Below are 20,163 nucleotides of genomic sequence, written 5' to 3' on the forward strand. Positions count from 1 at the left end.
TCCCTGAGCGGGCTTTTGTCGTTGCCCAGCCAGAAGGATGAATACCATGGACACCCAGCCCATACCGTCCGTGACCACCGACGCTCCCACAGACACCGGCGCTGCCGATCTCACCGTAGTGCAGGAAGCCGCCCGGCTGATCGGTCAGTCCGCCACGCCCGGGTTGGCCATCACCGGAACACTACGCCTGATGTCCCAGATGCTCGGTCTCAACCGGGGCCGGGTGCTGCTGCCATCGGATGAGGATGGCCTGCTGGCCATTCGATACAGTTACGGACTGACGGATGAGGAGCGCAAGCGGGGCCTGTACAGTTTCGAGGAAGGCGTTACCGGCAAGGTGATGAAAACCGGGCAGCAGGCGGTGGTGCAGGATGTTGACCAGGAGCCCGGCTTCCTCTTCCGGACCGTGGACCGGGCAACCCTGCCGGAAGGTATTGTCTCCTACCTGGCGGTGCCCATCATGGAGGGCAACCTGACCGTGGGTGTGCTGGCGGCACACCGCTTACGCATGCGGCCCAGGGCCATCAATGCCGACCTGGTGATCCTCCGCATCCTGGCCACTTTTATTGCCCAGATCATCAAGATCAACACCCTGATCGAAGAGCGCACCAGTCACCTGCGGGAAGAAAACCAGGAGCTTAAAGTCGCCCTGGAGCAGCAACAGAACAACCACGGTATCCTGGGGGAAAGTGCCGCCGTCAAAGACGCCCTGCTGCAGATTACACGGGTGGCGGACACCCCGGTCACGGTGCTGCTAACCGGCGAATCCGGCACCGGCAAGGAGCGGTTCTCCCAGATTCTCCACCTCACCAGCAAACGCTGTGACCAGCCCTTCCTTGCCATCAACTGCGCGGCCATTCCCGAGCAGTTGCTGGAGTCTGAGCTTTTCGGCCATGAAAAAGGCGCCTTCACCGGCGCCACGGCCACCAAACCGGGCAAAATCGAGCTGGCCAATGGCGGCACGCTGTTCCTGGACGAGATCGGTGACCTCAGTATGGAACTGCAGTCCAAGCTGCTGCGGGTTCTGGAAGGCCAGGTTATCCAGCGGGTCGGCGGTACCCGCGATGTGCCAGTAGATGTGCGCATTGTCACGGCAACCCACAAGAACCTGCAGGAGGCCGTCAACCAGGGCAGTTTCCGCCTTGACCTGTTCTATCGCCTGAATGTGTTCCCCGTCCACCTGCCGCCATTACGGGAACGTGCCGGCGATGTTCGCATCCTGGCCCGGCACTTCCTGCTCAGCGCCAATCGCGAGTACGGCCGCTACACCCTGTTTGGCCGGGGAGTGGTGGAACGGCTGGAGAGCTACAACTGGCCCGGCAACATCCGCCAGTTGGAGAACGTGATCAAACGGGCGGTTCTGATTGCGCTGGACGGCAACATCAGCATCAGCGACATCGAGAGCATCCTGCGCCAGGAATCGGTGATCAACAAGCACCTTGAAGCCGGTCAGGCTGCTGTATCAGGCAATACGGCCATCGCCGGGCATGCCATCCCCGCCCGGATGCCGGATCCTGGCCTGCCCGCAGCCCCTGTCGCCACGTCTTCCCGACCCTACCTGTGGGTCCGGGAAGACGAGGAGGAACAACTGCTGAACGCGCTTCAGCAGACCGGCGGCAACAAGACCCGGGCAGCGGCGTTGCTGGGCATGAGTGCACGCCAGTTCCGCTATCGGCTGGACAAGCTCGAACTGACGGATACGCCCTGACCTGCAATAAACATTGTCGGACATTGTCAGCAGGACAATGTCCGACACTTCCCGCCCCGATTCTCGCAACACCCAGTCTCAAAACGGTAACTATCTGTTTTAAATAGCCAAAAACAAACCTGAAGAAACTGGCACAGCTCCTGCTGTGGACATGACAGGTAACCGCAAGGCCCGCTCCGGGCTGCGCGGTGTCATCAAAACCAATGGAGACTTGCCAATGACCACTGCAACGCCAACCAAACCGGAAACCGTTTCCACCTACCTGCGCCCGATCGACCGGGATGGCCTGCTGGCTTTCGCCGAAAAGGGCCGCAACAACCCTGGCACCCGCGGCACCAACAAGGTCCACACGGTGACCGATGGCCAGTACCGGACCATCAGCCACGTCAATCAGCATGAAGTGGTGGTGGACGAGCCCCTGCACCTGTTCGGTGAAGACACCGCGCCGGCACCCGGCGAGATCGTGCTGTCCGGCCTGGGTGGTTGCCTCGCCGTGGGCATCACCGCCGTGGCCACCTGGAAGCAGGTCAAACTCAGCAAACTGGAGATCTTCCTGGAAGGGGATATCGGCAACCCGGCGGCCTGGGGTGCCGGTGGTGCGGAAATGAAGCCCGATCAGATGGGCTTCCAGGAAATCCGCGTCAAGGTGCTGGTGGAAGGCGATGCCACCCGGGAACAGCTGGACGAGATCGTTCAGCACGCCAACTACTTCTCCCCGGTCGCCAACACCATGCGCAACCCGATCCCGTTTAGCATCAGCCTGATGGACTAACCCGGCCGCCACAGGAGGAGAGAACTGCCATGAATAACGTCGCCGTATCCAACCCACCATCAAGTCCCTGGGCCGATGACGCCATGGTGCAGGCCGAGGTCGCCCGGGTCGCCCGCGAACAGCTGGCGCCCAACGCCTACCGCATCGACCATGAAGGTTATTACCCGACTGACATCATGGCAGACCTGGGCCAGGCCGGCGCCTTCGCCACCCACCTGGACCAGCACGGTAGTCGCTTCGGCCTGGCCCTGTCGAGCATGCAGGAGATCAGCCGTCACTGTGGTTCCACCGGGTTCATGACCTGGTGCCACGATGTCTGCGGGCTCTACATGGAGCAGTCCGGCAACCCGGCCCTGCTGGAAAGACTGCAGGGCCATGCTGCCGGCCAGACCTTTGGCGGCACCGCCCTGTCCAATCCGATGAAGGCCCTGACCGGCATCGAGAAAATGGCCCTGAAAGCGAAGAAGGTACCGGGCGGGTACCGGGTCAGTGGCACCCTGCCCTGGGTCAGCCACATCGGTCCCGGGCAGTACTGCGGCGCGATCGCCGCCGTGGACCGCGATGATGGCAGCCGCTCCCATGAAGTGATGTTCCTGCTGGACATTGACGACCGGGTGCCCCTGCGTCCCTGCCCGGAGTTTTCGGGTATGGAAGGCACCAGCACCTGGTCGGTGCCCCTGGACGACTACTTCGTCAGCGAAGACCAGATCATTGCGGACCCGGCCCGGCCATTTATCCAGAGGATCCGCGGTGCATTCATCCTGTTGCAGGTAGGCATCGCCGCCGGTGTCATCCAGGGCTCCATTGACTCCATCCGTGCGGTGGAGAACCAGCTGGGGCACGTAAACCAGTACCTGCACAACCGCCCCGACGAGCTACAGGCTGAATTTGACGAGGTGGCCAAGCGCGCTGCCCGGCTCGCAGAAACCTCGTTTGACGGCAGCAAGGACTACCTGCTCGACGTGTTGGAGCTGAGAGCCCACGGATCCGAGCTGTCCCTGAAAGCGTCCCAGTCCGCCCTGCTACACCAGGGCGCGCGCGGATACCTGATGAATTCCGCCCCCCAGCGCCGGATCCGTGAAGCCCACTTCGTGGCCATCGTGACACCGGCCATCAAGCACCTGCGCTGGGAGATGGACAAACTGATGCGAGAGGAGGTTCCGGCATGAGTCCCCGTAAAACCGACCTGGAAGAACGCCCCTGGCGCCAGTATATCTGTCTCGCCTGTGGCCTGATCTACGACGAGGCAGAAGGCGACCCGGACAGCGGCCTGCCCCCGGGCACACGGTTTGAGGACATTCCGGATGACTGGGAATGCCCCCTGTGCGGTGTCACCAAGTCCGACTTTGAGCTGCTGGAAAAGCAGGAGATTACAGCAGCGGCGCCGGTGGGCATCACCACCTTCAGCAAGACTCCGGGCATTGTGGTGGTGGGTGCCGGCATTGCCGGGTGGTCAGTGGTGGAAGCGATCCGCCACCTGGACGCCGAAACCCCCATCACCCTGATCAGCGCCTGCCATGCCGACCGTTACCACAAACCGGAGCTGTCTGTGGCCCTGAGCCGGGGCCAGCAGCCTGGGGACCTGGTGCGGGAGAGCGCTGCCGATGCTGCGAACCGTCTCGGGGTTCGCCTGCTTGCGGACACTTTCGTGGTGGGCATCAGCCCGGATCGACGGGAAGTCCGCACCACCCGGGGCACTGTCGCCTACACCCACCTGGTGCTGGCCCAGGGCGCGAAGCCCGCCTTGCCTGATGAACTGCCCCCGTCACTGTGCTGGCGCATCAATGACCTGGCTGGCTGGAGCGGATTACAGCAACAGCTGGCCGCCGGCCCCCGGCGGGTCGCCATTGTCGGTGCCGGCATGGTGGGCTGCGAACTGGCCGAAGACCTGGCCCGCGCCGGCCATACGGTCACCCTGCTGGACCGCCAGAGCCACCCCCTGTCGGGCCTGATTCCCCCGGAAGCCGGGCAGGCGCTGCAGGAGAGCCTGGCGGAACAGGGCATTCGCTACCGGCCAGACAGCCAGGTTACGGCCATAAGAGCCGACGATGGCTGCAAAACCGTTCTGCTAGCAAGTGGTGAAAACCTGGCCGTGGACCAGGTGATCGCTGCCACAGGCCTGAAAACCGACAATCGCCTGGCCCGCCAGGCCGGGCTGGTGTTCAACGGCGGCATCGAGGTGGACCGGGAATTGCGAACCAGCGACCCGGACATCTACGCCCTGGGCGACTGTATCAGCCTGAACGGTGAGCCCTGTCGATTTATCGAGCCGATTCAACACCAGGCCCGCACCATTGCGGCGGCGGTGTTGGGTGTTGAGGCGCCGGCCTATGAACACAGACGACCGGTAGTGCGCCTGAAAACCCGCTCGCTACCGCTGGTGTTGCACGGCCTGCCACAACCGGATGGCCGCTGGCAGATCACCCAGCAGGACGGCAATAGCATGGTGATGGAACAACGAATTGGCGACACCGTCGTCGCCACCCTGAGCCTTGGCCAGCCCATGCAAAGCAAGGCCGCCTGATCTTTCCGGGCCGGGCGACCGGCCCAGTCCCGACAATGACGTCAAACCAAAGGTGAACATCATGATCCATACCCGTGAAGAAGTGACCAACATGATCCTCTCTGCCAAGGTCAGCAAGGGCATTCAATGGAGCCAGGTGGCCGATGCCATCGGACTCTCCAAGGAATGGACCACCGCTGCGTGCCTGGGCCAGATGACCTTCGACAAGAAGCAGGCCGAAATTGTCGGCGACATTTTTGGCCTGCCCGACGAGGCCATCGCCTGGTTGCAGGTGGTTCCCTACAAGGGATCACTGCCGACGGCCGTACCCACTGACCCGCTGATCTACCGCTGGTATGAAGTGGTGAATGTCTATGGCAGCACCATCAAGGAACTCATCCATGAGGAATTTGGCGACGGCATCATGAGCGCCATCGACTTCAACATGGACATCCAGCGCGAGGAAAACCCCAACGGCGATCGCGTCAACGTGGTGCTGTCAGGCAAGTTCCTTCCCTACAAAGCCTACTAAGCCGATTCCCACCTTCCGAGAACCGCACACCCAACGGCGACCAGCTGCCAGGTGTGCGAACCCGCATTCGGCCGTCGCGCCCGTAGCTGGGCGACATGACGGCGCTTTCCTGACACACCTCGCTCCCCCAAGGCAGAAACGGGCAACTTTGCCCGTTTATACGGCTTGCCTTTTGTCAAAAACTGAACTAGCCTCGAATCCATTGAACATTTGTAATAACAACTAACCGATCGTTTAATTAGTGCAGAGACATGCTCCGGCTATGAGGCTGAGCGGTGTGGTTGGAATCAGAAGAACAACAAGGGTTGGCACCAGGCCGTTACCAGGATCCCGACGGCCTGAACTCGAATAAATCAGAAAACATCAATAACAATCAGGAGCTTGCCATGCTTTACGGCCAGATGATGCAAGACCAGCTAACAATCACAAAGATCCTTCAGCACGCGAACCGGTTCCACGCCGGGTCAGAAATCGTATCCAAGACCTCCGACGACAAGGTTCACCGTTACCGCTATGACCAGTTCTATCGCCGGGTATGCCAGCTGGCCAATGCCCTGATGAAGGCTGGGGTCCAGTCCGGTGACCGTGTCGGGACGCTGGCCTGGAACGACCACCGTCACATGGAGATCTACTACGCTGCTTCCTGCATCGGTGCAGTCTGCCACACCATCAACCCCCGCCTGTTTGACGACCAGCTGACCTTTATCGCCAATGACGCCGAGGACAAGTTCCTGTTCTTTGACCCGCAGTTCTACGGCAAGGTGGCGGAACTCAAAGACACCTTCGAGTCCATAGAGCGTTACATTGTGCTCTCCGACGCTAAACCGGAAGCCGCGGATGATCAGGGCGTGGAGGTATACGAGGACTTTATCGCCAACGAAGCTGAAAGCTTCGACTGGCCGGAGCTTGATGAAAGACAGGCGAGCGCCCTCTGTTACACCTCCGGTACCACCGGTAACCCAAAGGGTGTCCTGTTCAGCCATCGCTCTACCCTGATACACGCCCTCTCCGTCAGCGGAGGCGACTGGCTGTGCGTACGCCAGAAGGACAGCATCCTGCCGGTGGTGCCCATGTTCCATGCCAATGCCTGGGGCATTCCCTACGCGGCGCTTATGAATGGCGCCAAGCTGGTACTGCCAGGTTATGCGCTGGACGGACCCAACCTTCACACCATGCTCAACGAAGAGCAGGTGACCCTGATGGCGGGCGTCCCCACGGTCTGGCTCGGGCTTCTCGATTACCTGAACCGGAATAACCTCACGATAGATTCAGTCGACCGAATGATGGTCGGCGGCTCGGCAGCGCCCATGGCCATCATCCGGGAGTTCGAAGAAAAGTATGACGTGCGGGTTATGCACGGCTGGGGCATGACCGAGCTGAGCCCGGTGGGCACCCTGGGTGCCCTGAAGAGCCACCAGGCCAACCTGCCGCCGGAGGACCGTTACCAGATACAGGCACTGCAGGGACGCCCGCTGTTTGGTGTAGACCTGCGCATTGTCGACGAGCAAGGGAACATACAGCCCCACGATGGCAAGGCCATCGGTGCACTACAGGTGAAGGGCCCCTGGGTAGTGGGCAGTTATTACAAGGATGCCTCGCCGGATTCGTTTACCGAAGATGGCTGGTTCGAAACCGGAGACGTGGCGGCCATAGACCAGGAAGGCTATCTGATCATCACTGACCGGACCAAGGATGTGATCAAGTCTGGTGGTGAATGGATCAGTTCCATCGAACTGGAAAATGTCGCCGTGGGTCATCCCGCGGTGGCAGAGGCCGCCTGTATCTCCATCAGGCACAGTAAGTGGGGCGAGCGACCAGTGGTCTGTGTCGTGCTCAAGGAAGGCGCCGACGCCGATCCGGAAGACATCAAGGCGGTCTACGAGGGGCAAGTAGCGAAGTGGTGTATACCGGATGAAATAATCCTGGTAGACGAACTGCCCCACACGGCAACCGGCAAGCTGTCCAAGCTGGAACTGCGTCGCAAGTTCGAAGGCTACGCCCTGAAAACCGACGAGGCGTAAAGGTCCGGCCATGAACACGCAAACCGAGCGCGACTTTATCGTCAGGCAAGTGCTGGACCGGGCGAACCTCGAACGCGTCTGCGCGGCAAAAAAGGTGGAGCCCTCCGACCTGATCGGTATTGCCGGGCATTTCGACAACGACATGGCACCGGCCATAGGTGCCATCAACCCCCTCCTGGACCAGGAGGGGGCAACGCTGACCCAGGGAGCAGTATCTCTGCCAGGTGCGATGCAGGCGCTCTACCGGGATTTCTGCCACCACGGCTGGAACGGCCTGGCCTGCAGCCCTGAGTTCGGTGGCGAAGGCCTGCCCCATCTGTGTCACGCCCTCCTGCGCGAAACGCTGAATGGCAAAAGCCTCTCTTTTGGCCTGCTGCATGACCTGAACTTCGGCTTTTACAAGGCGCTCAGCCGCCACGGTTCGGACGAACTCAGGGCCCACTACCTGGAAAAAGTCGTTTCCGGAAAATGGACAGCCACCATGTGCCTGACGGAGCCCCATTGTGGCACAGACCTGGGTCTGATCCGGACCGTTGCCCGGCGGGACCTCGATAACGGCCACTGGAAAATCTCGGGCAACAAGATCTTTATCACCTGGGGCGATCACAACCTCACGGACAACATCGTCCACCTGGTGCTGGCCAGGTCCGGCGAACCCGGCAGTGGCCTGTCAGGCCTCAGCCTGTTCCTTGTGCCCAAATGGCTCGGCCCTGATGGCGCACAGAGGTCAAACCAGGTTCAGACCATGGGCATTGAAAACAAGATGGGGATCCATGGCTCACCCACCTGTGCCCTGGCCTTTGACGAGTCCGTCGGATGGCTGGTGGGCACCGAGGGTGAAGGCCTCCGGTGCATGTTCACCATGATGAATGCAGCCCGGGTATCCGTTGGGCTGCAGGGCCTGGGGACGGCGCAGGAAGCCTATCAAAAAGCCTTGGCCTACGCTGGCGAACGCCGGCAGGGCAAGGCACCTCGACAGGATGGAACCGATACCCGGCCACCGCACCCCATCATTGAACACCCGGACATCCAGCGCCGCTTCCGGGACATGGAAGCCCGCATTACCGCAGCCAGGGTGCTGACCTATGACGCCAGCCTGCTGCTTGACCTCGCGGATGTGGCCAGGAATGAGGATGAAGCCCACGAGATCCAGTCCCGCCTTGAGATCTACACGCCGGTCCTGAAATACGCGCTCTCGGAGCTAGGCTCATCAGTGGCCAATGAATGCATGCAGGTCCTGGGCGGCCATGGCTACATCCATGAGAACGGCATCGAACAGCTGGTTCGGGACGTCCGGATCGCCTCCATTTACGAAGGCACCAATGCGATTCAGGCTAGGGACCTGGTTCAGCGAAAACTGCTGAAACAGTTTGTCCAGTTCGAAAGTGTTTTTGATGAGGTAGCTGTCAGTGCGTTGCGCCTGAGCCGGATTGAAGGCTTCGCGGACCAGGCCAATGCGTTAACCCACCTGAACGGGAGGATCAAGAACGCAGGCTCCATTCTCATCGAGCGTATGGAAAACGAAGACCCGGATGTCAGTGCTGATTTCTGTGGTTTTCTGGAGGCGTTTTACCTGTTGCTGTGCGGTTCTGCCTGGGCACGCATCGTTACAGCCTGTCATGACCAGGAATCCCGGTTTCACCGGGACAAAGTGAATACGGGACGTTTCTTCTTCCGGAGAATTCTTCCCGAAGCCGACTTGCCAACAACAATAATCGAAACGAGGTAAAGATCATGAACTACAAGAACATAGTAAGAACCGTAGGGATGTCACTGGCTGCCACCAGTGTTTGTATGGCTGCCGCCGCCGAAACCGTATCAGACAACGTCGTCAGGATCGGTGTACTCAATGATATGTCGGGGGTCTATGCGCCGGCCGCCGGCCCCGGCTCCCTGGAGGCTGCAAAAATGGCTGCTGAAGACTTTGGCGGGGAAGTGCTGGGTGCAGCCATCGAGGTTATCGGAGCAGACCACCAGAATAAGCCAGATGTTGGCACCTCGGTAGCCAACCGTTGGTTTGACAGGGAAAGTGTAGACGCCATCGTTGACCTGCCCAACTCCTCAATCGCCCTAGCCGTTCAGGAGATCGGACGAGAGCAAGGTAAAGTCATCATTGGTGGTGGCGCCGCTACGGCACGATTGACCGGGGAAGACTGTTCCCCGACTGGTATCCACTACATCTACGATACCTATTCCATGGCGAAAGCGTCAGCGCTGGCCATCACAGAAAACCTAGGCAAGAAGGTCTACTTCGTTACCGTTGACTATACCTTCGGCCAGCAACTGCAGGACGCCATCGCCCATTTCGTGAAACAGAACGGTGGTGAAGTCGTCGGCTCTGTCAAGCACCCCCTGGGTGCCAACGACTTCTCTTCCTACATCATGCAGGCGATGTCGTCAGACGCTGATGTTGTCGTGTTTGCCAGTGCCGCAGGCGATGCCGCCAACGCGATCAAGACAGCAAAGGAGTTCGGCCTGCAGCAGTCCGGAAAGAATTCATTTGCACCGCTGGTCATGATTCCGGACGTCAAGGGTATCGGTGCGGAAGTCGCCGCCGGAACCATGCTCATTTCGCCTTTCTACTGGAACAAGAGCGAAGAAAGCGCTGCCTGGTCCGAGCGCTATTTTGAGCGCATGAACGCCATGCCGTCCATGGCCCAGGCTGGTGCTTACTCCTACGTGATGCACTACCTCAAGGCAGTGGAAAAAGCCGGTACCGATAACGGTGTCGATGTGACAAAGGCCATGAAGGAGCTGCCAGTTAACGACTGGTTCGCTGAGGGTTACATTCGTGAGGATGGCCGCATGGTTCATGACCAGTACCTGGTGAAGGTTAAATCCCCCGGGGACGCCAACCACCCCTGGGACCTGTTTGAGCTTGTTGAAACTATTCCTGGCGAGGAAGCCTTCCGTCCCCTCGAACAGGGCAATTGCAGCTTTATCCAGTAAAACGCTTCCACCGAGGGGGCGCTTGCCCCCTCCGCTACCTGCCCACTGGTTAGATAAATGACTGACTATATTCTTTCAACACGAAAGTTGACGAAGCACTTTCATGGCTTTTGTGCGGTCTCGGAAGTGGATATTAATGTCCGTGAGGGAGCCGTCCATGCCCTGATCGGCCCGAATGGTGCAGGCAAGAGCACGTGCTTCAACCTGATCACGAAGTTTCTTTCACCCAGCAGCGGCCAGATATTCTATCGGGGCCAGGACATCACCTCGCTCAAGCCTGCCGAGGTCGCCGAACGCGGAATGATACGTTCGTTTCAGATCTCCTCCATTTTTCCCGACCTGACCTGCGCGGAAAACGTGGAGATCGCTATCCAGAAACGCGAGGGTATGTCGTTTAATTTCTGGAGCCCCCGGCGAACGCTTCATCAGTATCGTGATGAAACCATGGACCTTCTTTATCGCACTGGTCTCGAACAGCAGGCCGATGATCGTTCCGGCAGCCTTTCTTATGGCAAGCGCCGGGCCCTGGAAATCGCGACCACCCTGGCCATGAACCCATCCGTGCTTCTGCTGGATGAGCCCATGGCGGGCATGGGACGGGAGGATATCGCAACCATCTCCGACCTCATCCAGGAGATCCGGAGTGGACGAACCATCGTCATGGTGGAGCATAACCTCGATGTCGTGCGCGACTTGTCAGACACCATTACCGTCCTTGAAGCCGGCCAGGTCATTTGCCAGGGCAACTACGACGAGGTTTCTTCCAATCCACGGGTCATGGAGGCCTATCTCGGCACAGGTGACGACGATGAGTAAGGTAGTGCTTGATGTATCACGACTGAATGCCGGTTATGGCGAAATTGACGTACTCAGGGATATATCACTCAACGTCAAGGAACACGAAGTGGTCACCCTGCTGGGACGTAATGGGGCAGGCAAAACCACCACGCTCAAAGCCGTCGCCGGCCTGCTCGATCGATGCCAGGGTGACATCCGTTTTTTTGATGAGCCGATCGATCGCCTGCCCTCTTACCGGATCGGCCGTAAAGGCCTTGGTTACTGCCCCGAGGAGCGAGGCATCTTTTCCAGCCTCACGGTAAGAGAGAACCTGACCCTTCCTCCCAGGGTGTCCGACCTAGCCTGGTCGCTCGACGCTATCTACCAACTCTTTCCAAAACTGAAAGTACGCGGAAACAGTATGGGCACCAAGCTCTCCGGCGGTGAGCAACAAATGCTCGCGATCGCCCGGCTCCTGTACTCCGGCGCCCGGGTTCTGCTTCTGGATGAACCTACCGAAGGGTTGGCGCCTGTGATCATCAAGCAGATTGGTCAGACACTGCTGGAACTGAAGGCAAAAGGCCTGACCGTGGTACTGGTTGAACAGAACTTCAATTTTGCACTGAAAGTGTCGGACCGGTTTTACGTGCTCGACCAGGGCGAAGTGGTGGCCTCTTTCGATCGACAGTATGCCCTCGAAAACAAAGACAAGATAAACCAGATGTTAGGGGTCTGATATGTTTGAACTATTGGGCGTTTCGTCCCATGCCTTGATGGCCCAACTGGTGCTGGGCCTGGTGAACGGCTCATTCTACGCCGTGCTCAGCCTGGGACTGGCATTGATTTTTGGCATGTTGCATATCATCAACTTTGCCCATGGCGCGTTCTACATGCTGGGCGGTTTTGCCACCTGGCTGCTGATGCAGTGGCTTGGAGTCAACTACTGGCTCGCCCTGATCCTGGCTCCGTTGATGGTTGGTGCAATCGGTATCGCGCTGGAACGCACCTTTATCTCCAGGCTGTACTCCTTGAATCACCTGTTCGGACTTCTGTTTACATTTGGCCTGGCCCTATTTATCGAAGGGGTAATGCACGAGGTCTTCGGTGGCATATCCAAACCTTATAGTGTTCCCGCAGCGCTGCAGGGAGCGCTCAACCTGGGCTTCATGTTCCTGCCCACTTATCGGGGCTGGGTCATTGTGTTCTCCGTGGTGGTCTGCCTGATCACCTGGTTTGTGGTGGAGAAAACCAAACTCGGGGCATACCTGAGGGCGGCGACAGAAAACCCGGCCCTGGTTCAGCAGTTCGGCATCAATGTCCCACTGTTGATCACACTGACCTACGGCGCAGGTGTCGGACTCGCGGCCCTGTCCGGTGTTCTTGCCGCCCCGCTTTATCAGGTCAACCCGCATATGGGGGTAAACCTGATGATCACAGTATTTGCGGTGGTCGTAATCGGCGGCATGGGCTCGCTCGGAGGCGCCATTATCACCGGCTTCATGCTGGGCATCATTGAAGGTTTGACCAAGGTGTTCTATCCGCCGGCCTCTAACCTGGTGATTTTCGTGGTCATGGCCCTTGTTCTGGTGGCCCGACCCAATGGACTGTTTGGAAAGTGAGCGCTGCACCTATGAACTCCTATAAGAATCAGAAAGCCATCTGGGCTGGAATTTTCCTGGTCGCATTAGCTCTCCCCGCATTCATCTATCCGGTCGTTCTAATGAATGTCCTGGTGTTCATGCTGTTTGCCTGTGCGTTCAACCTGATGCTGGGATTTGGTGGATTGTTGTCATTCGGGCATGCCGCATTCTTTGGATCTGCGGCTTATGTCACCGGGCATGCTGCGAAGGAGTGGGGCCTTACCTTCGAACTGGCTGTCGCTTGCGGAGTGCTGGTCGCATTGGCTCTGGGCTGGATATTTGCCCTGATCGCCGTCCGAAGCAAGGGCATCTACTTTGCCATGATCACACTGGCACTCAGCCAGATGATCTATTACATCGCCCTTCAGGCGCCGTTTACCGGAGGCGAGGATGGTATTCAATCCATACCGAGACCGCCTGTCTTCGGCGTAATCGATGTATCTTCAAATCTTGCCCTGTTCTACACCATCCTGGTGATCTTCGTCATCGCCATGCTCGCACTGGTGCGTATTTCCCAGAGTGCGTTCGGCCAGTCCCTGAAGGCGATCAGAGACAACGAGGACCGTGCCATATCCCTCGGCTATGACGTAGTAAAGTACAAGCAAATGGCGTTCGTCATTTCCGCTGGTTTCAGTGGTATCGCAGGCTCGCTCAAGGTTTTCGTGTTCAGCATTGCAACTTTGACAGATGTCTCATGGCTGCTTTCCGGTGAAGTGGTGTTAATGGCATTGCTTGGCGGGCTTGGTATTATCTGGGCCCCCGCCCTTGGTGCCCTGATCGTTGTGGCAATGCAGTACCTGCTGGCGCCCTATGGTGCCTGGGTCACCATCCTTCAGGGACTGATCTTCATGAGCTGCGTACTTCTGTTCCGCGAGGGCATCTTGGGCATGATTCGCGACCTGTTGAACCGGCGCAGGGCGAAGCCGAGCACGTCGCCGAACTGAGCCTTGACCGAGCGGCACCCCGCACGTGCGGGGTGGAGCACCGGAAATCCTGTTTTCAGTACACCAGAAACGGACAAACTGTATGAGCAAGACCCAGCCCAAAACCACCAATGGCCGACGGAGGTCCTGGGGCGGAGGTGTCCAGACCCTCGAGGAGCAACGCGAAGCGCGGGAGAAAATCCTGCTGGAGACCGCCGCAAGACTTTTCAATCGCTACGGATTCCACGGCACCAGCATGAGCATGCTGACGGAAGAACTGGGTCTGACCAAGGGTGCCCTCTATCATTATGTGAAAGACAAGGGTGACCTGCTTTACAAGATTCACCTCAAATCTGCCGAGGCCACAAGCAACGCAGTCAAAGCCGGCGTTCAGGAAGGAACAAACGGGTTTGAACGCGTGCGCGCCATCGTCCGAAATTACCTGGCGTCTGTCACCCAGTCACAGATCGAAACTTTTCTCTATTTGGAAGACGGTGCCCTCAGTGAACAGCAGGCAGTCGAGGTGCGCGCCCTTCGGAAAAGACTTGAGCACAGCCTGAGAGAGCAGGTGCAACAGGGGATTGATGACGGCTCCATAGCGCCCTGTGACCCGGCCCTCACCACCTTCGCCCTGATTGGCGCCATGGCCTGGGTGTCGAAATGGTATCGCCGCGGTGGAGCCTGGTCCTCCAACCAGATAGCAGAAGGTATGGCCGACCTGCTGGGGCGTATGCTCAAGGCGGGCGACGCTACCTCCCTGCCTGAAAGCATCGGCGCATCCTACCCGTCCGAATAAAGGTTTTCAGCCCATATCCATTTTAGTACGAGGTTATGGCCAGTCCGCCAGAAATGCAGGTACGCACTACCGCAGCAGGAATTCCACACCACACAGGTTCAGGCTGTGGCCGGTGAGCTCGGCCCCCTGCTCCATGGAGCGCGTCAGAATCGTCGCAGGGTCCCCCACCGCCACATCAATGGCCGTCAGCCCGGCGGCGTCCTCGTGATCGCACTCTGCAAACTTCAGTACCGTGTTTGGGGTCTCGATTGCGGGCATGCCATCCCGGTCTTTTACGGGCATCCCCATAACGTCTGACCAGTGCCGGGCGAGTTGGGTAGGCTTCGTGTGGGAAAGGGTGATGCCGGTAATTCCTGAGACCCGATCAGTCATTGTGTGTTTTACCCAGTCCATACCTCCCGCTGGCTGCCAGTTACCCTGGGGGTCGGCCTGTTCGTCCCAGTCCACTTCCAGGAAGGCTGCCCCCATGTCCCGGGGGTGCAGTTGCATGATGTTCCCGCTTTGGTGATCCGACTCCCAGACTACCCGGACATTGTTTTCAGCAGCCCGGGCCCGCACGCCAGCCTGCTCTTCAAGTGAGGTAGCCTGGCAGATCACCATGTAACCCCCGGGGCCACCCCGGCGCTCCAGGAACCGCCCGGCGGCTGTGCCTTCCCGGATGGGTGCCACCACTTCCAGGAACTGGCTGCCAAAGGCAAACAGGGCGTTTTCCAGCCCGAAGGTGGCCACCTCCGGATCACGATGGCATACCGGTACGCCGAACAGGTTTTCAATCTGCTCGACAACCGGTGCCAGCTCTTCGGCCACCAGGCAGATCTGGCGGAGATAAATGGACATCGCAGGACTCCTTGAAACATGGAACACGCGGACATGCGTGTTTGTAGCTTGTCACGCAGTATCAGCAACGACATCGTTTCGGACAAGCTGCTGCCTGGACTCATGGATTGAGCTGTTGATTATTGCTGCGAAGTGTCCCCTCCGGCCCCGCTCCCAGGCCAGGCCTCGAGCTGCTCCGGGGTATCAATATCCCGTTGTGCATTGGGCATGGAACACTCCCGAACGGGGATAGTGGTTTCGTACAGCACCGCCTTGGCACCCTGGTCGCCACCCAGCTGCCCCAGCCGTGGAAAGCTGCTGCGGGGAAAAATCGCAGGCACGCCCCGGCGGCCGCCGTATACGCCACAGGCGATATTGTGACCGTCGAAAGCCTCCAGCAGGGCGGCAAGGTCAGCCTTCGTCAGCGCCACCTGGTCCGCCAGCAGCACCAGCACCGCTTCGTAATTAACAGACAGGGTGTTGATTCCGGCCCGCAAGGATGCCGCCATGCCCTCAGACCAGTCCGCGGCGTGGATGAACTCCGCCCCACAAAGCCGCCCCTGTGCCTTTGCCGCCATCAGTTGCGTATGCCAGGCGCCGGTGACCACATGGACGTGGCCTGGTAACACGCCGGATGCCAGGTCAATACTACGCTGCAACAGGGTTCGGCCATCAATTTCCGCCAGCAGCTTGCACCCGCCAAAGCGTGAGCTGGCGCCGCCGGCAAGTATCAGGGCTGCGACTTCAGCCATCGGGCACGTCCTCGGTTAACCGTTCGGGGTGTGGAGACGGAGCAAACTCCAGACAGGCAGTCATACCTCTGACAGGTCCCGACCCCGACGAACCCGCAACACGTCCGCCATGATGGCCAGGGCGATTTCCGCCGGGGTTTTGCTGCCTATATCCAGTCCGATGGGCATATGAATACGGCCGATTTCATCGGGCGCAAGGCCACCGGTGCGGGCAAGCCGCTCCGCCCGCGCCTGTGAGGTACGGCGGGAGCCCATCACGCCGATGTAGCCGGCGGAGGTTTTCACCGCCGCCATCATGGCCAGGTCGTCAATGCGGGGGTCATGGGTGACGGCGACCACCGCCGTTGACGGGGTACAGGCTCCCGGTGAGGCGATGTAGAGGGATGGCAGCTGGGGTATGAACGCCACGGCATCCGGCAGGTTCATGCCATCGGTGACTTCGCTGCGAGGGTCACAAAGCACGACTTGGTAGCCCAGGGTAACCGCAAAACCGGCACAGGCCTCGGCAACGCTGGAGTAGCCAGCCAGTATCAGCCTGGCCACCGGCCCCACCCGGATCCGGACAACCTCCTCTTCCGGATGCCACTGCACCTGGGGCCCGCTCGGGTCCGCCTCCGACAGGGAACGGTGCCCATCGGCGAGCCGTACCTGCCGGATCCGGTCGTGCTCACCGCCCAGCGCTGCTTTTATCTGTTCAAGGTGTGCCAGGTTCTCCTCGCTGGCGACCATGCGTTCAACCAGCACTTCCAGGATTCCGCCGCAGGGCAATTGCACCCGGGCAGTCCCGGGTTTGCCGCCCACGTCCTCTGGTCCACCATAACGAACTACCACAGCTGGCTGCTGATACTCGCCGGCCACCAGCCGCTCGAGGAAATCTTCCTCCACACAGCCACCGGAGAGCGAGCCCAGGTGTTCGCCGCTGGCGTTGGCCACCATCAGCGAACCAGGCTCCCTCGGCGATGAACCAAAGGTGGACAGCACGGTGCATAGCCACACCGTGCGGCCTTCCTGCAGCCAGGCCATAGCCTGGCCGACAACCCGATAATCCAGGTTCTGCATGATGGTCAGCCCAACTGGTTCCCTACCGGTAACCGGCGGATACGCTTGCCGGTGGCCGCGTAGATAGCGTTGCAGAGGGCCGGCGCGACCGGTGGCAGGCCGGGTTCACCCACACCGCCCATGGGGGCATCCTCGCCGCCGTCCACCAGGTGCACATGCACTTCCCGGGGGGCATTTTCCATGCGGGGAATCAGATAACGGTCGAAGTTGTCCTGTTCGGCCTTGCCATCCCGGAATGACACTTCGCTTTGCAGGGCGATGCCGATACCCATGACACAGGCGCCTTCCAGCTGCGAGCGTACCCGCTCCGGATTGACCGCCTTGCCGCAATCAAAGGCAATGTCAGCCCGGTGGATGATCACCTCATTGTCGTCGTTGACCTCCACATCCATCACGATGGCGGTGTAGGACACGAAACTGTGGTGCATGGCCAGGCCCAGCCCGCGCCGCTCTCCCCGGTCCTTGTTATCCCAGTTGGCTTCGCGGGTTGCCCGTTCAACAACGGCTCTCATGCGACCGATATCGATGGGGTAAACCTCCGGGTTTTCCCCGTAGTTCCAGCCGTCCTTGAACTCTTCCGGGCTGATCTGCCGGGACTCACCCAGCAATTCCAGAAGATAGTCGCGGTGATCCCGCCCTGCGGCCTCAGCCATTTCCGCTGCGAAGCTCTGGATCGCCCAGGCATGGGGCAGGTTGTAGACCGCGCGGAACCAGCCGATACGGGTGTGGGCGGCTGCCTCCGGGTTTTCCAGGCGAATGGCCGGGATATCAAAAGGCATGGTGTTGAAGCCCATGCCCAGCTCGAAGTCCGCTTTGTGTTTCGGGTCTTCGGCGAACAGTGAGCCGATGCTCGGTGACAGGGTACGGTGCAGCCAGCCCGTGGCCTTGCCGTCCTTGTCGAGGCCGGCTTGCAGCCGGTCCACCGACACCGCATGGAAATAGGCATGGTGGATATCGTCTTCCCGGGTCCACTGAACCCGTACCGGGCGGCCTTCAAACTGTTTGGCCAGCATGGCCGCCTCGATCACGAAGTCCGGCTTGGACTTGCGACCGAAGCCACCCCCCAACAGGGTCTGATGGACGGTTACCTTTTCCAGGTCAAGCCCCAGAGCACCAGCGACTCCCTCCCGCGTCGCCCTGGGATGCTGGATTGGCGCCCAGGCTTCCGCGCTGTCGCCATTAAACTGAACGATAGCCACCGGGGGCTCCATGGGCGCCTGGGCCATATGCGGCATGTAATAGGTGGCGGTGACGGTCTTGTCCGCTTCTTCCAGGGCCTTTTCCACATCCCCGGATTCCCGGATAACCTTGCCGGGTGACTCGGCGCGCTCTTCCAGCATCTTGCGGTAGTCGTCGGAGGTATAGCCGGCGTTGTCTCCGGCGGATTCCAGGTCCCACTCTATGGCCAGTGCCTCACGGCCCTGGATGGCGGCCCAGGTGTTGTTGGCGACAACCGCCACGCCGCCAAGCGGATTGAACAGGGCGGGCATGCCGGTACCGTCCAGGCGGACGATTTTTTCAACACCCCGGACCTTGACGGCATCGCTGTCATCCACGCTGCCGATCCCGGCACCCAGCGCCGGCGGTCGTGCGATCACCGCGTAGAGCATGTTGTCCATCTGCACATCGGCGCCAAACCGGGCTTTGCCGGTCACCACGTCTTCGCCGTCAATGGCGGGTGGACGGGTGTCGGTATTCGTCAGCTTGCCGTTGACCGGGCCGGTTTCACGGCCTATGTAGCGCAGCTGGCTATCCGCTTTCAGTTCCAGCTCATCCCGCTCGGGTACGTCCAGTTCGCGGGCTGCCCTGGCCAGCTCACCAAAGCCAAGCTTGCGGTCGCTGTTCTTGTGGACCACCTCGTGTACACGGGTTTCCACCTCGTCAACCGGCACGCCCCACTGGTCGGCAGCCGCCCGCTCCAGCATGAGGCGGGCACCGGCAGCAGCACGGCGCATGGGCTCATACCAGTGGCGCATACTGCGGGAACCGTCGGTATTCTGATTGCCGTACTTTTCCTGGTCGGCGTCAGCCTGCTCTACCTCAACCCTGTCCCAGTCAGCGCCAAGCTCGTCTGCGGCCACCAGAGCCAGGCTGGTACGAATACCCTGGCCCATCTCGGCCCGGTGATTGGTAATGGTGACCGTGCCGTCCTCATCGATGCGGATAAACACATTGGGGTTGTCTACCCACCCTCCCGGCATGGCGTCAGCGCCATATTTCGGATCGTCTGCATCCTCTGCGGCCGTCGCCAGGCCCCAGCGGGCGGCCATGACAAAGGCACTGCCGGCGGCAAGCCCCCGCAGAAAGTGGCGCCGGCTCACATTGGCCAGCATGACCGAATCGCCCAGCCTGCTCATGACTTGTCCTCCATACCTGCCGCCCGGGCAACCGCTGCCTCAATACGGTTATAGGTACCACAGCGGCAAAGGTTACCGTTCATGGCGTCACGGATCTCGGCCCCATCCGGGTTGCTGTTCTCCTTGAGGAGCGCCGTTGCGGTCATGATCTGACCACCCTGACAATAACCACACTGGGCCACGCCCAGTTCCAGCCAGGCCTGCTGTACCCGCTGTCCAACGTCGTCATCGGCCATGGCCTCTATGGTAGTGATTGCCTTGCCTTCGGCCTTCGCCACCGGGGTCACGCAGGAGCGGGTTGCCTCACCGTCCAGGTGCACCGTGCAGGCACCGCACTGGGCAATGCCACACCCGAACTTGGTACCGGTCAGCTTGACCACATCCCTGAGAGCCCAAAGCAGGGGCATATCATCAGGCACGTCGAGTTCGTGCTCCTGCCCGTTTATTGTCAGGTTGATCATTGCGTTCTCCCTCATCCTGTTATTGTGTGGCCTGCCGCAGGGAGCAGGCCCTCTCCGGTATTCAACACGCCGGCGTCATGTCGTGGCGGGTGCCCGC

18 protein-coding genes are annotated in these 20,163 nt (G+C 60.0%); 13 read left to right on the forward strand and 5 right to left on the reverse strand.

Going from position 1 to position 20,163, the window contains the following annotated elements; all coding sequences use genetic code 11:
* Positions 1-46 precede the first annotated feature (46 nt).
* The 13 genes from ACESMZ_RS14105 to ACESMZ_RS14165 all read left to right on the forward strand — a co-directional run bounded on the left by ACESMZ_RS14105 (position 47) and on the right by ACESMZ_RS14165 (position 14,621).
* On the forward strand, positions 47-1,708 hold the full coding sequence (locus tag ACESMZ_RS14105; RefSeq protein ID WP_372972793.1) for a sigma 54-interacting transcriptional regulator: 1,662 nt from the start codon (positions 47-49) through the stop codon (positions 1,706-1,708).
* 217 nt (positions 1,709-1,925) lie between these two features.
* On the forward strand, positions 1,926-2,480 hold the full coding sequence (locus tag ACESMZ_RS14110; protein WP_372958058.1) for an OsmC family protein: 555 nt from the start codon (positions 1,926-1,928) through the stop codon (positions 2,478-2,480).
* A 29-nt stretch (positions 2,481-2,509) separates the two neighbouring features.
* On the forward strand, positions 2,510-3,649 hold the full coding sequence (locus ACESMZ_RS14115; protein WP_372972794.1) for an acyl-CoA dehydrogenase family protein: 1,140 nt from the start codon (positions 2,510-2,512) through the stop codon (positions 3,647-3,649).
* Positions 3,646-5,004 carry an FAD-dependent oxidoreductase gene (locus tag ACESMZ_RS14120; protein WP_372958060.1) on the forward strand — a complete coding sequence of 453 codons (1,359 nt, stop codon included), beginning with the start codon at positions 3,646-3,648 and terminating at the stop codon, positions 5,002-5,004. Before ACESMZ_RS14115 ends, ACESMZ_RS14120 begins: the two co-directional genes overlap by 4 nt.
* 61 nt (positions 5,005-5,065) lie before the next feature.
* Positions 5,066-5,515: a cyanase gene (gene cynS / locus ACESMZ_RS14125; protein WP_372958061.1), complete on the forward strand. Its 450-nt coding sequence runs from the start codon at positions 5,066-5,068 to the stop codon at positions 5,513-5,515.
* Positions 5,516-5,901: 386 nt separating this feature from the next.
* Positions 5,902-7,536, forward strand: coding sequence for a long-chain fatty acid--CoA ligase (locus ACESMZ_RS14130; protein ID WP_372958062.1), 1,635 nt, complete (start codon positions 5,902-5,904; stop codon positions 7,534-7,536).
* A gap of 10 nt (positions 7,537-7,546) precedes the next feature.
* On the forward strand, positions 7,547-9,265 hold the full coding sequence (locus ACESMZ_RS14135) for an acyl-CoA dehydrogenase (RefSeq protein WP_372958063.1): 1,719 nt from the start codon (positions 7,547-7,549) through the stop codon (positions 9,263-9,265).
* A gap of 5 nt (positions 9,266-9,270) precedes the next feature.
* Positions 9,271-10,485 carry an ABC transporter substrate-binding protein gene (locus ACESMZ_RS14140; protein ID WP_372958064.1) on the forward strand — a complete coding sequence of 405 codons (1,215 nt, stop codon included), beginning with the start codon at positions 9,271-9,273 and terminating at the stop codon, positions 10,483-10,485.
* 57 nt (positions 10,486-10,542) lie between these two features.
* Positions 10,543-11,301 carry an ABC transporter ATP-binding protein gene (locus ACESMZ_RS14145; RefSeq protein ID WP_372958065.1) on the forward strand — a complete coding sequence of 253 codons (759 nt, stop codon included), beginning with the start codon at positions 10,543-10,545 and terminating at the stop codon, positions 11,299-11,301.
* Positions 11,294-11,998: an ABC transporter ATP-binding protein gene (locus tag ACESMZ_RS14150; RefSeq protein ID WP_372958066.1), complete on the forward strand. Its 705-nt coding sequence runs from the start codon at positions 11,294-11,296 to the stop codon at positions 11,996-11,998. Before ACESMZ_RS14145 ends, ACESMZ_RS14150 begins: the two co-directional genes overlap by 8 nt.
* 1 nt (position 11,999) lies before the next feature.
* Complete coding sequence (locus tag ACESMZ_RS14155; protein ID WP_372958067.1) at positions 12,000-12,881, forward strand: branched-chain amino acid ABC transporter permease; 882 nt, start codon at positions 12,000-12,002, stop codon at positions 12,879-12,881.
* The gene (locus ACESMZ_RS14160) at positions 12,878-13,846 is read left to right on the forward strand and encodes a branched-chain amino acid ABC transporter permease (RefSeq protein ID WP_372972795.1); all 969 of its coding nucleotides are present in this window, start codon (positions 12,878-12,880) and stop codon (positions 13,844-13,846) included. The genes ACESMZ_RS14155 and ACESMZ_RS14160 overlap by 4 nt, the downstream gene beginning before the upstream one ends.
* Positions 13,847-13,928: 82 nt before the next feature.
* Positions 13,929-14,621 carry a TetR/AcrR family transcriptional regulator gene (locus ACESMZ_RS14165; protein WP_372958069.1) on the forward strand — a complete coding sequence of 231 codons (693 nt, stop codon included), beginning with the start codon at positions 13,929-13,931 and terminating at the stop codon, positions 14,619-14,621.
* Positions 14,622-14,687: 66 nt separating this feature from the next.
* Here ACESMZ_RS14165 and ACESMZ_RS14170 read toward each other — a convergent pair whose 3' ends face one another.
* The 5 genes from ACESMZ_RS14170 to ACESMZ_RS14190 all read right to left on the reverse strand — a co-directional run bounded on the left by ACESMZ_RS14170 (position 14,688) and on the right by ACESMZ_RS14190 (position 20,066).
* Positions 14,688-15,458, reverse strand: coding sequence for a VOC family protein (locus ACESMZ_RS14170; RefSeq protein WP_372958070.1), 771 nt, complete (start codon positions 15,456-15,458; stop codon positions 14,688-14,690).
* A gap of 119 nt (positions 15,459-15,577) precedes the next feature.
* Entirely contained in the window at positions 15,578-16,189 is a 612-nt protein-coding gene (locus tag ACESMZ_RS14175; RefSeq protein ID WP_372958071.1) for an NTP transferase domain-containing protein, read from the reverse strand.
* Positions 16,190-16,249: 60 nt separating this feature from the next.
* A complete protein-coding gene (locus ACESMZ_RS14180) occupies positions 16,250-17,248 on the reverse strand; it encodes an XdhC family protein (RefSeq protein ID WP_372958072.1) in 999 nt (332 codons plus the stop codon).
* Positions 17,249-17,253: 5 nt separating this feature from the next.
* Positions 17,254-19,605 (reverse strand): xanthine dehydrogenase family protein molybdopterin-binding subunit, encoded by a 2,352-nt coding sequence (locus tag ACESMZ_RS14185; RefSeq protein ID WP_372958073.1) that lies wholly within the window; start codon positions 19,603-19,605, stop codon positions 17,254-17,256.
* Complete coding sequence (locus tag ACESMZ_RS14190) at positions 19,602-20,066, reverse strand: (2Fe-2S)-binding protein (RefSeq protein ID WP_372958074.1); 465 nt, start codon at positions 20,064-20,066, stop codon at positions 19,602-19,604. The genes ACESMZ_RS14185 and ACESMZ_RS14190 overlap by 4 nt, the downstream gene beginning before the upstream one ends.
* Between the last annotated feature and the right edge of the window lie 97 nt (positions 20,067-20,163).

Source organism: Marinobacter sp., from assembly GCF_041690615.1.
Taxonomy (GTDB): domain Bacteria; phylum Pseudomonadota; class Gammaproteobacteria; order Pseudomonadales; family Oleiphilaceae; genus Marinobacter.

Coding starts and splice junctions, on each gene's coding strand:
- ACESMZ_RS14105 (WP_372972793.1), top strand. CDS start 47: ATGGACACCCAGCCCATACCGTCCGTGACCACCGACGCTCCCACAGAC.
- ACESMZ_RS14110 (WP_372958058.1), top strand. CDS start 1,926: ATGACCACTGCAACGCCAACCAAACCGGAAACCGTTTCCACCTACCTG.
- ACESMZ_RS14115 (WP_372972794.1), top strand. CDS start 2,510: ATGAATAACGTCGCCGTATCCAACCCACCATCAAGTCCCTGGGCCGAT.
- ACESMZ_RS14120 (WP_372958060.1), top strand. CDS start 3,646: ATGAGTCCCCGTAAAACCGACCTGGAAGAACGCCCCTGGCGCCAGTAT.
- cynS (WP_372958061.1), top strand. CDS start 5,066: ATGATCCATACCCGTGAAGAAGTGACCAACATGATCCTCTCTGCCAAG.
- ACESMZ_RS14130 (WP_372958062.1), top strand. CDS start 5,902: ATGCTTTACGGCCAGATGATGCAAGACCAGCTAACAATCACAAAGATC.
- ACESMZ_RS14135 (WP_372958063.1), top strand. CDS start 7,547: ATGAACACGCAAACCGAGCGCGACTTTATCGTCAGGCAAGTGCTGGAC.
- ACESMZ_RS14140 (WP_372958064.1), top strand. CDS start 9,271: ATGAACTACAAGAACATAGTAAGAACCGTAGGGATGTCACTGGCTGCC.
- ACESMZ_RS14145 (WP_372958065.1), top strand. CDS start 10,543: ATGACTGACTATATTCTTTCAACACGAAAGTTGACGAAGCACTTTCAT.
- ACESMZ_RS14150 (WP_372958066.1), top strand. CDS start 11,294: ATGAGTAAGGTAGTGCTTGATGTATCACGACTGAATGCCGGTTATGGC.
- ACESMZ_RS14155 (WP_372958067.1), top strand. CDS start 12,000: ATGTTTGAACTATTGGGCGTTTCGTCCCATGCCTTGATGGCCCAACTG.
- ACESMZ_RS14165 (WP_372958069.1), top strand. CDS start 13,929: ATGAGCAAGACCCAGCCCAAAACCACCAATGGCCGACGGAGGTCCTGG.
- ACESMZ_RS14170 (WP_372958070.1), bottom strand. CDS start 15,458: ATGTCCATTTATCTCCGCCAGATCTGCCTGGTGGCCGAAGAGCTGGCA.
- ACESMZ_RS14175 (WP_372958071.1), bottom strand. CDS start 16,189: ATGGCTGAAGTCGCAGCCCTGATACTTGCCGGCGGCGCCAGCTCACGC.
- ACESMZ_RS14180 (WP_372958072.1), bottom strand. CDS start 17,248: ATGCAGAACCTGGATTATCGGGTTGTCGGCCAGGCTATGGCCTGGCTG.
- ACESMZ_RS14185 (WP_372958073.1), bottom strand. CDS start 19,605: ATGAGCAGGCTGGGCGATTCGGTCATGCTGGCCAATGTGAGCCGGCGC.
- ACESMZ_RS14190 (WP_372958074.1), bottom strand. CDS start 20,066: ATGATCAACCTGACAATAAACGGGCAGGAGCACGAACTCGACGTGCCT.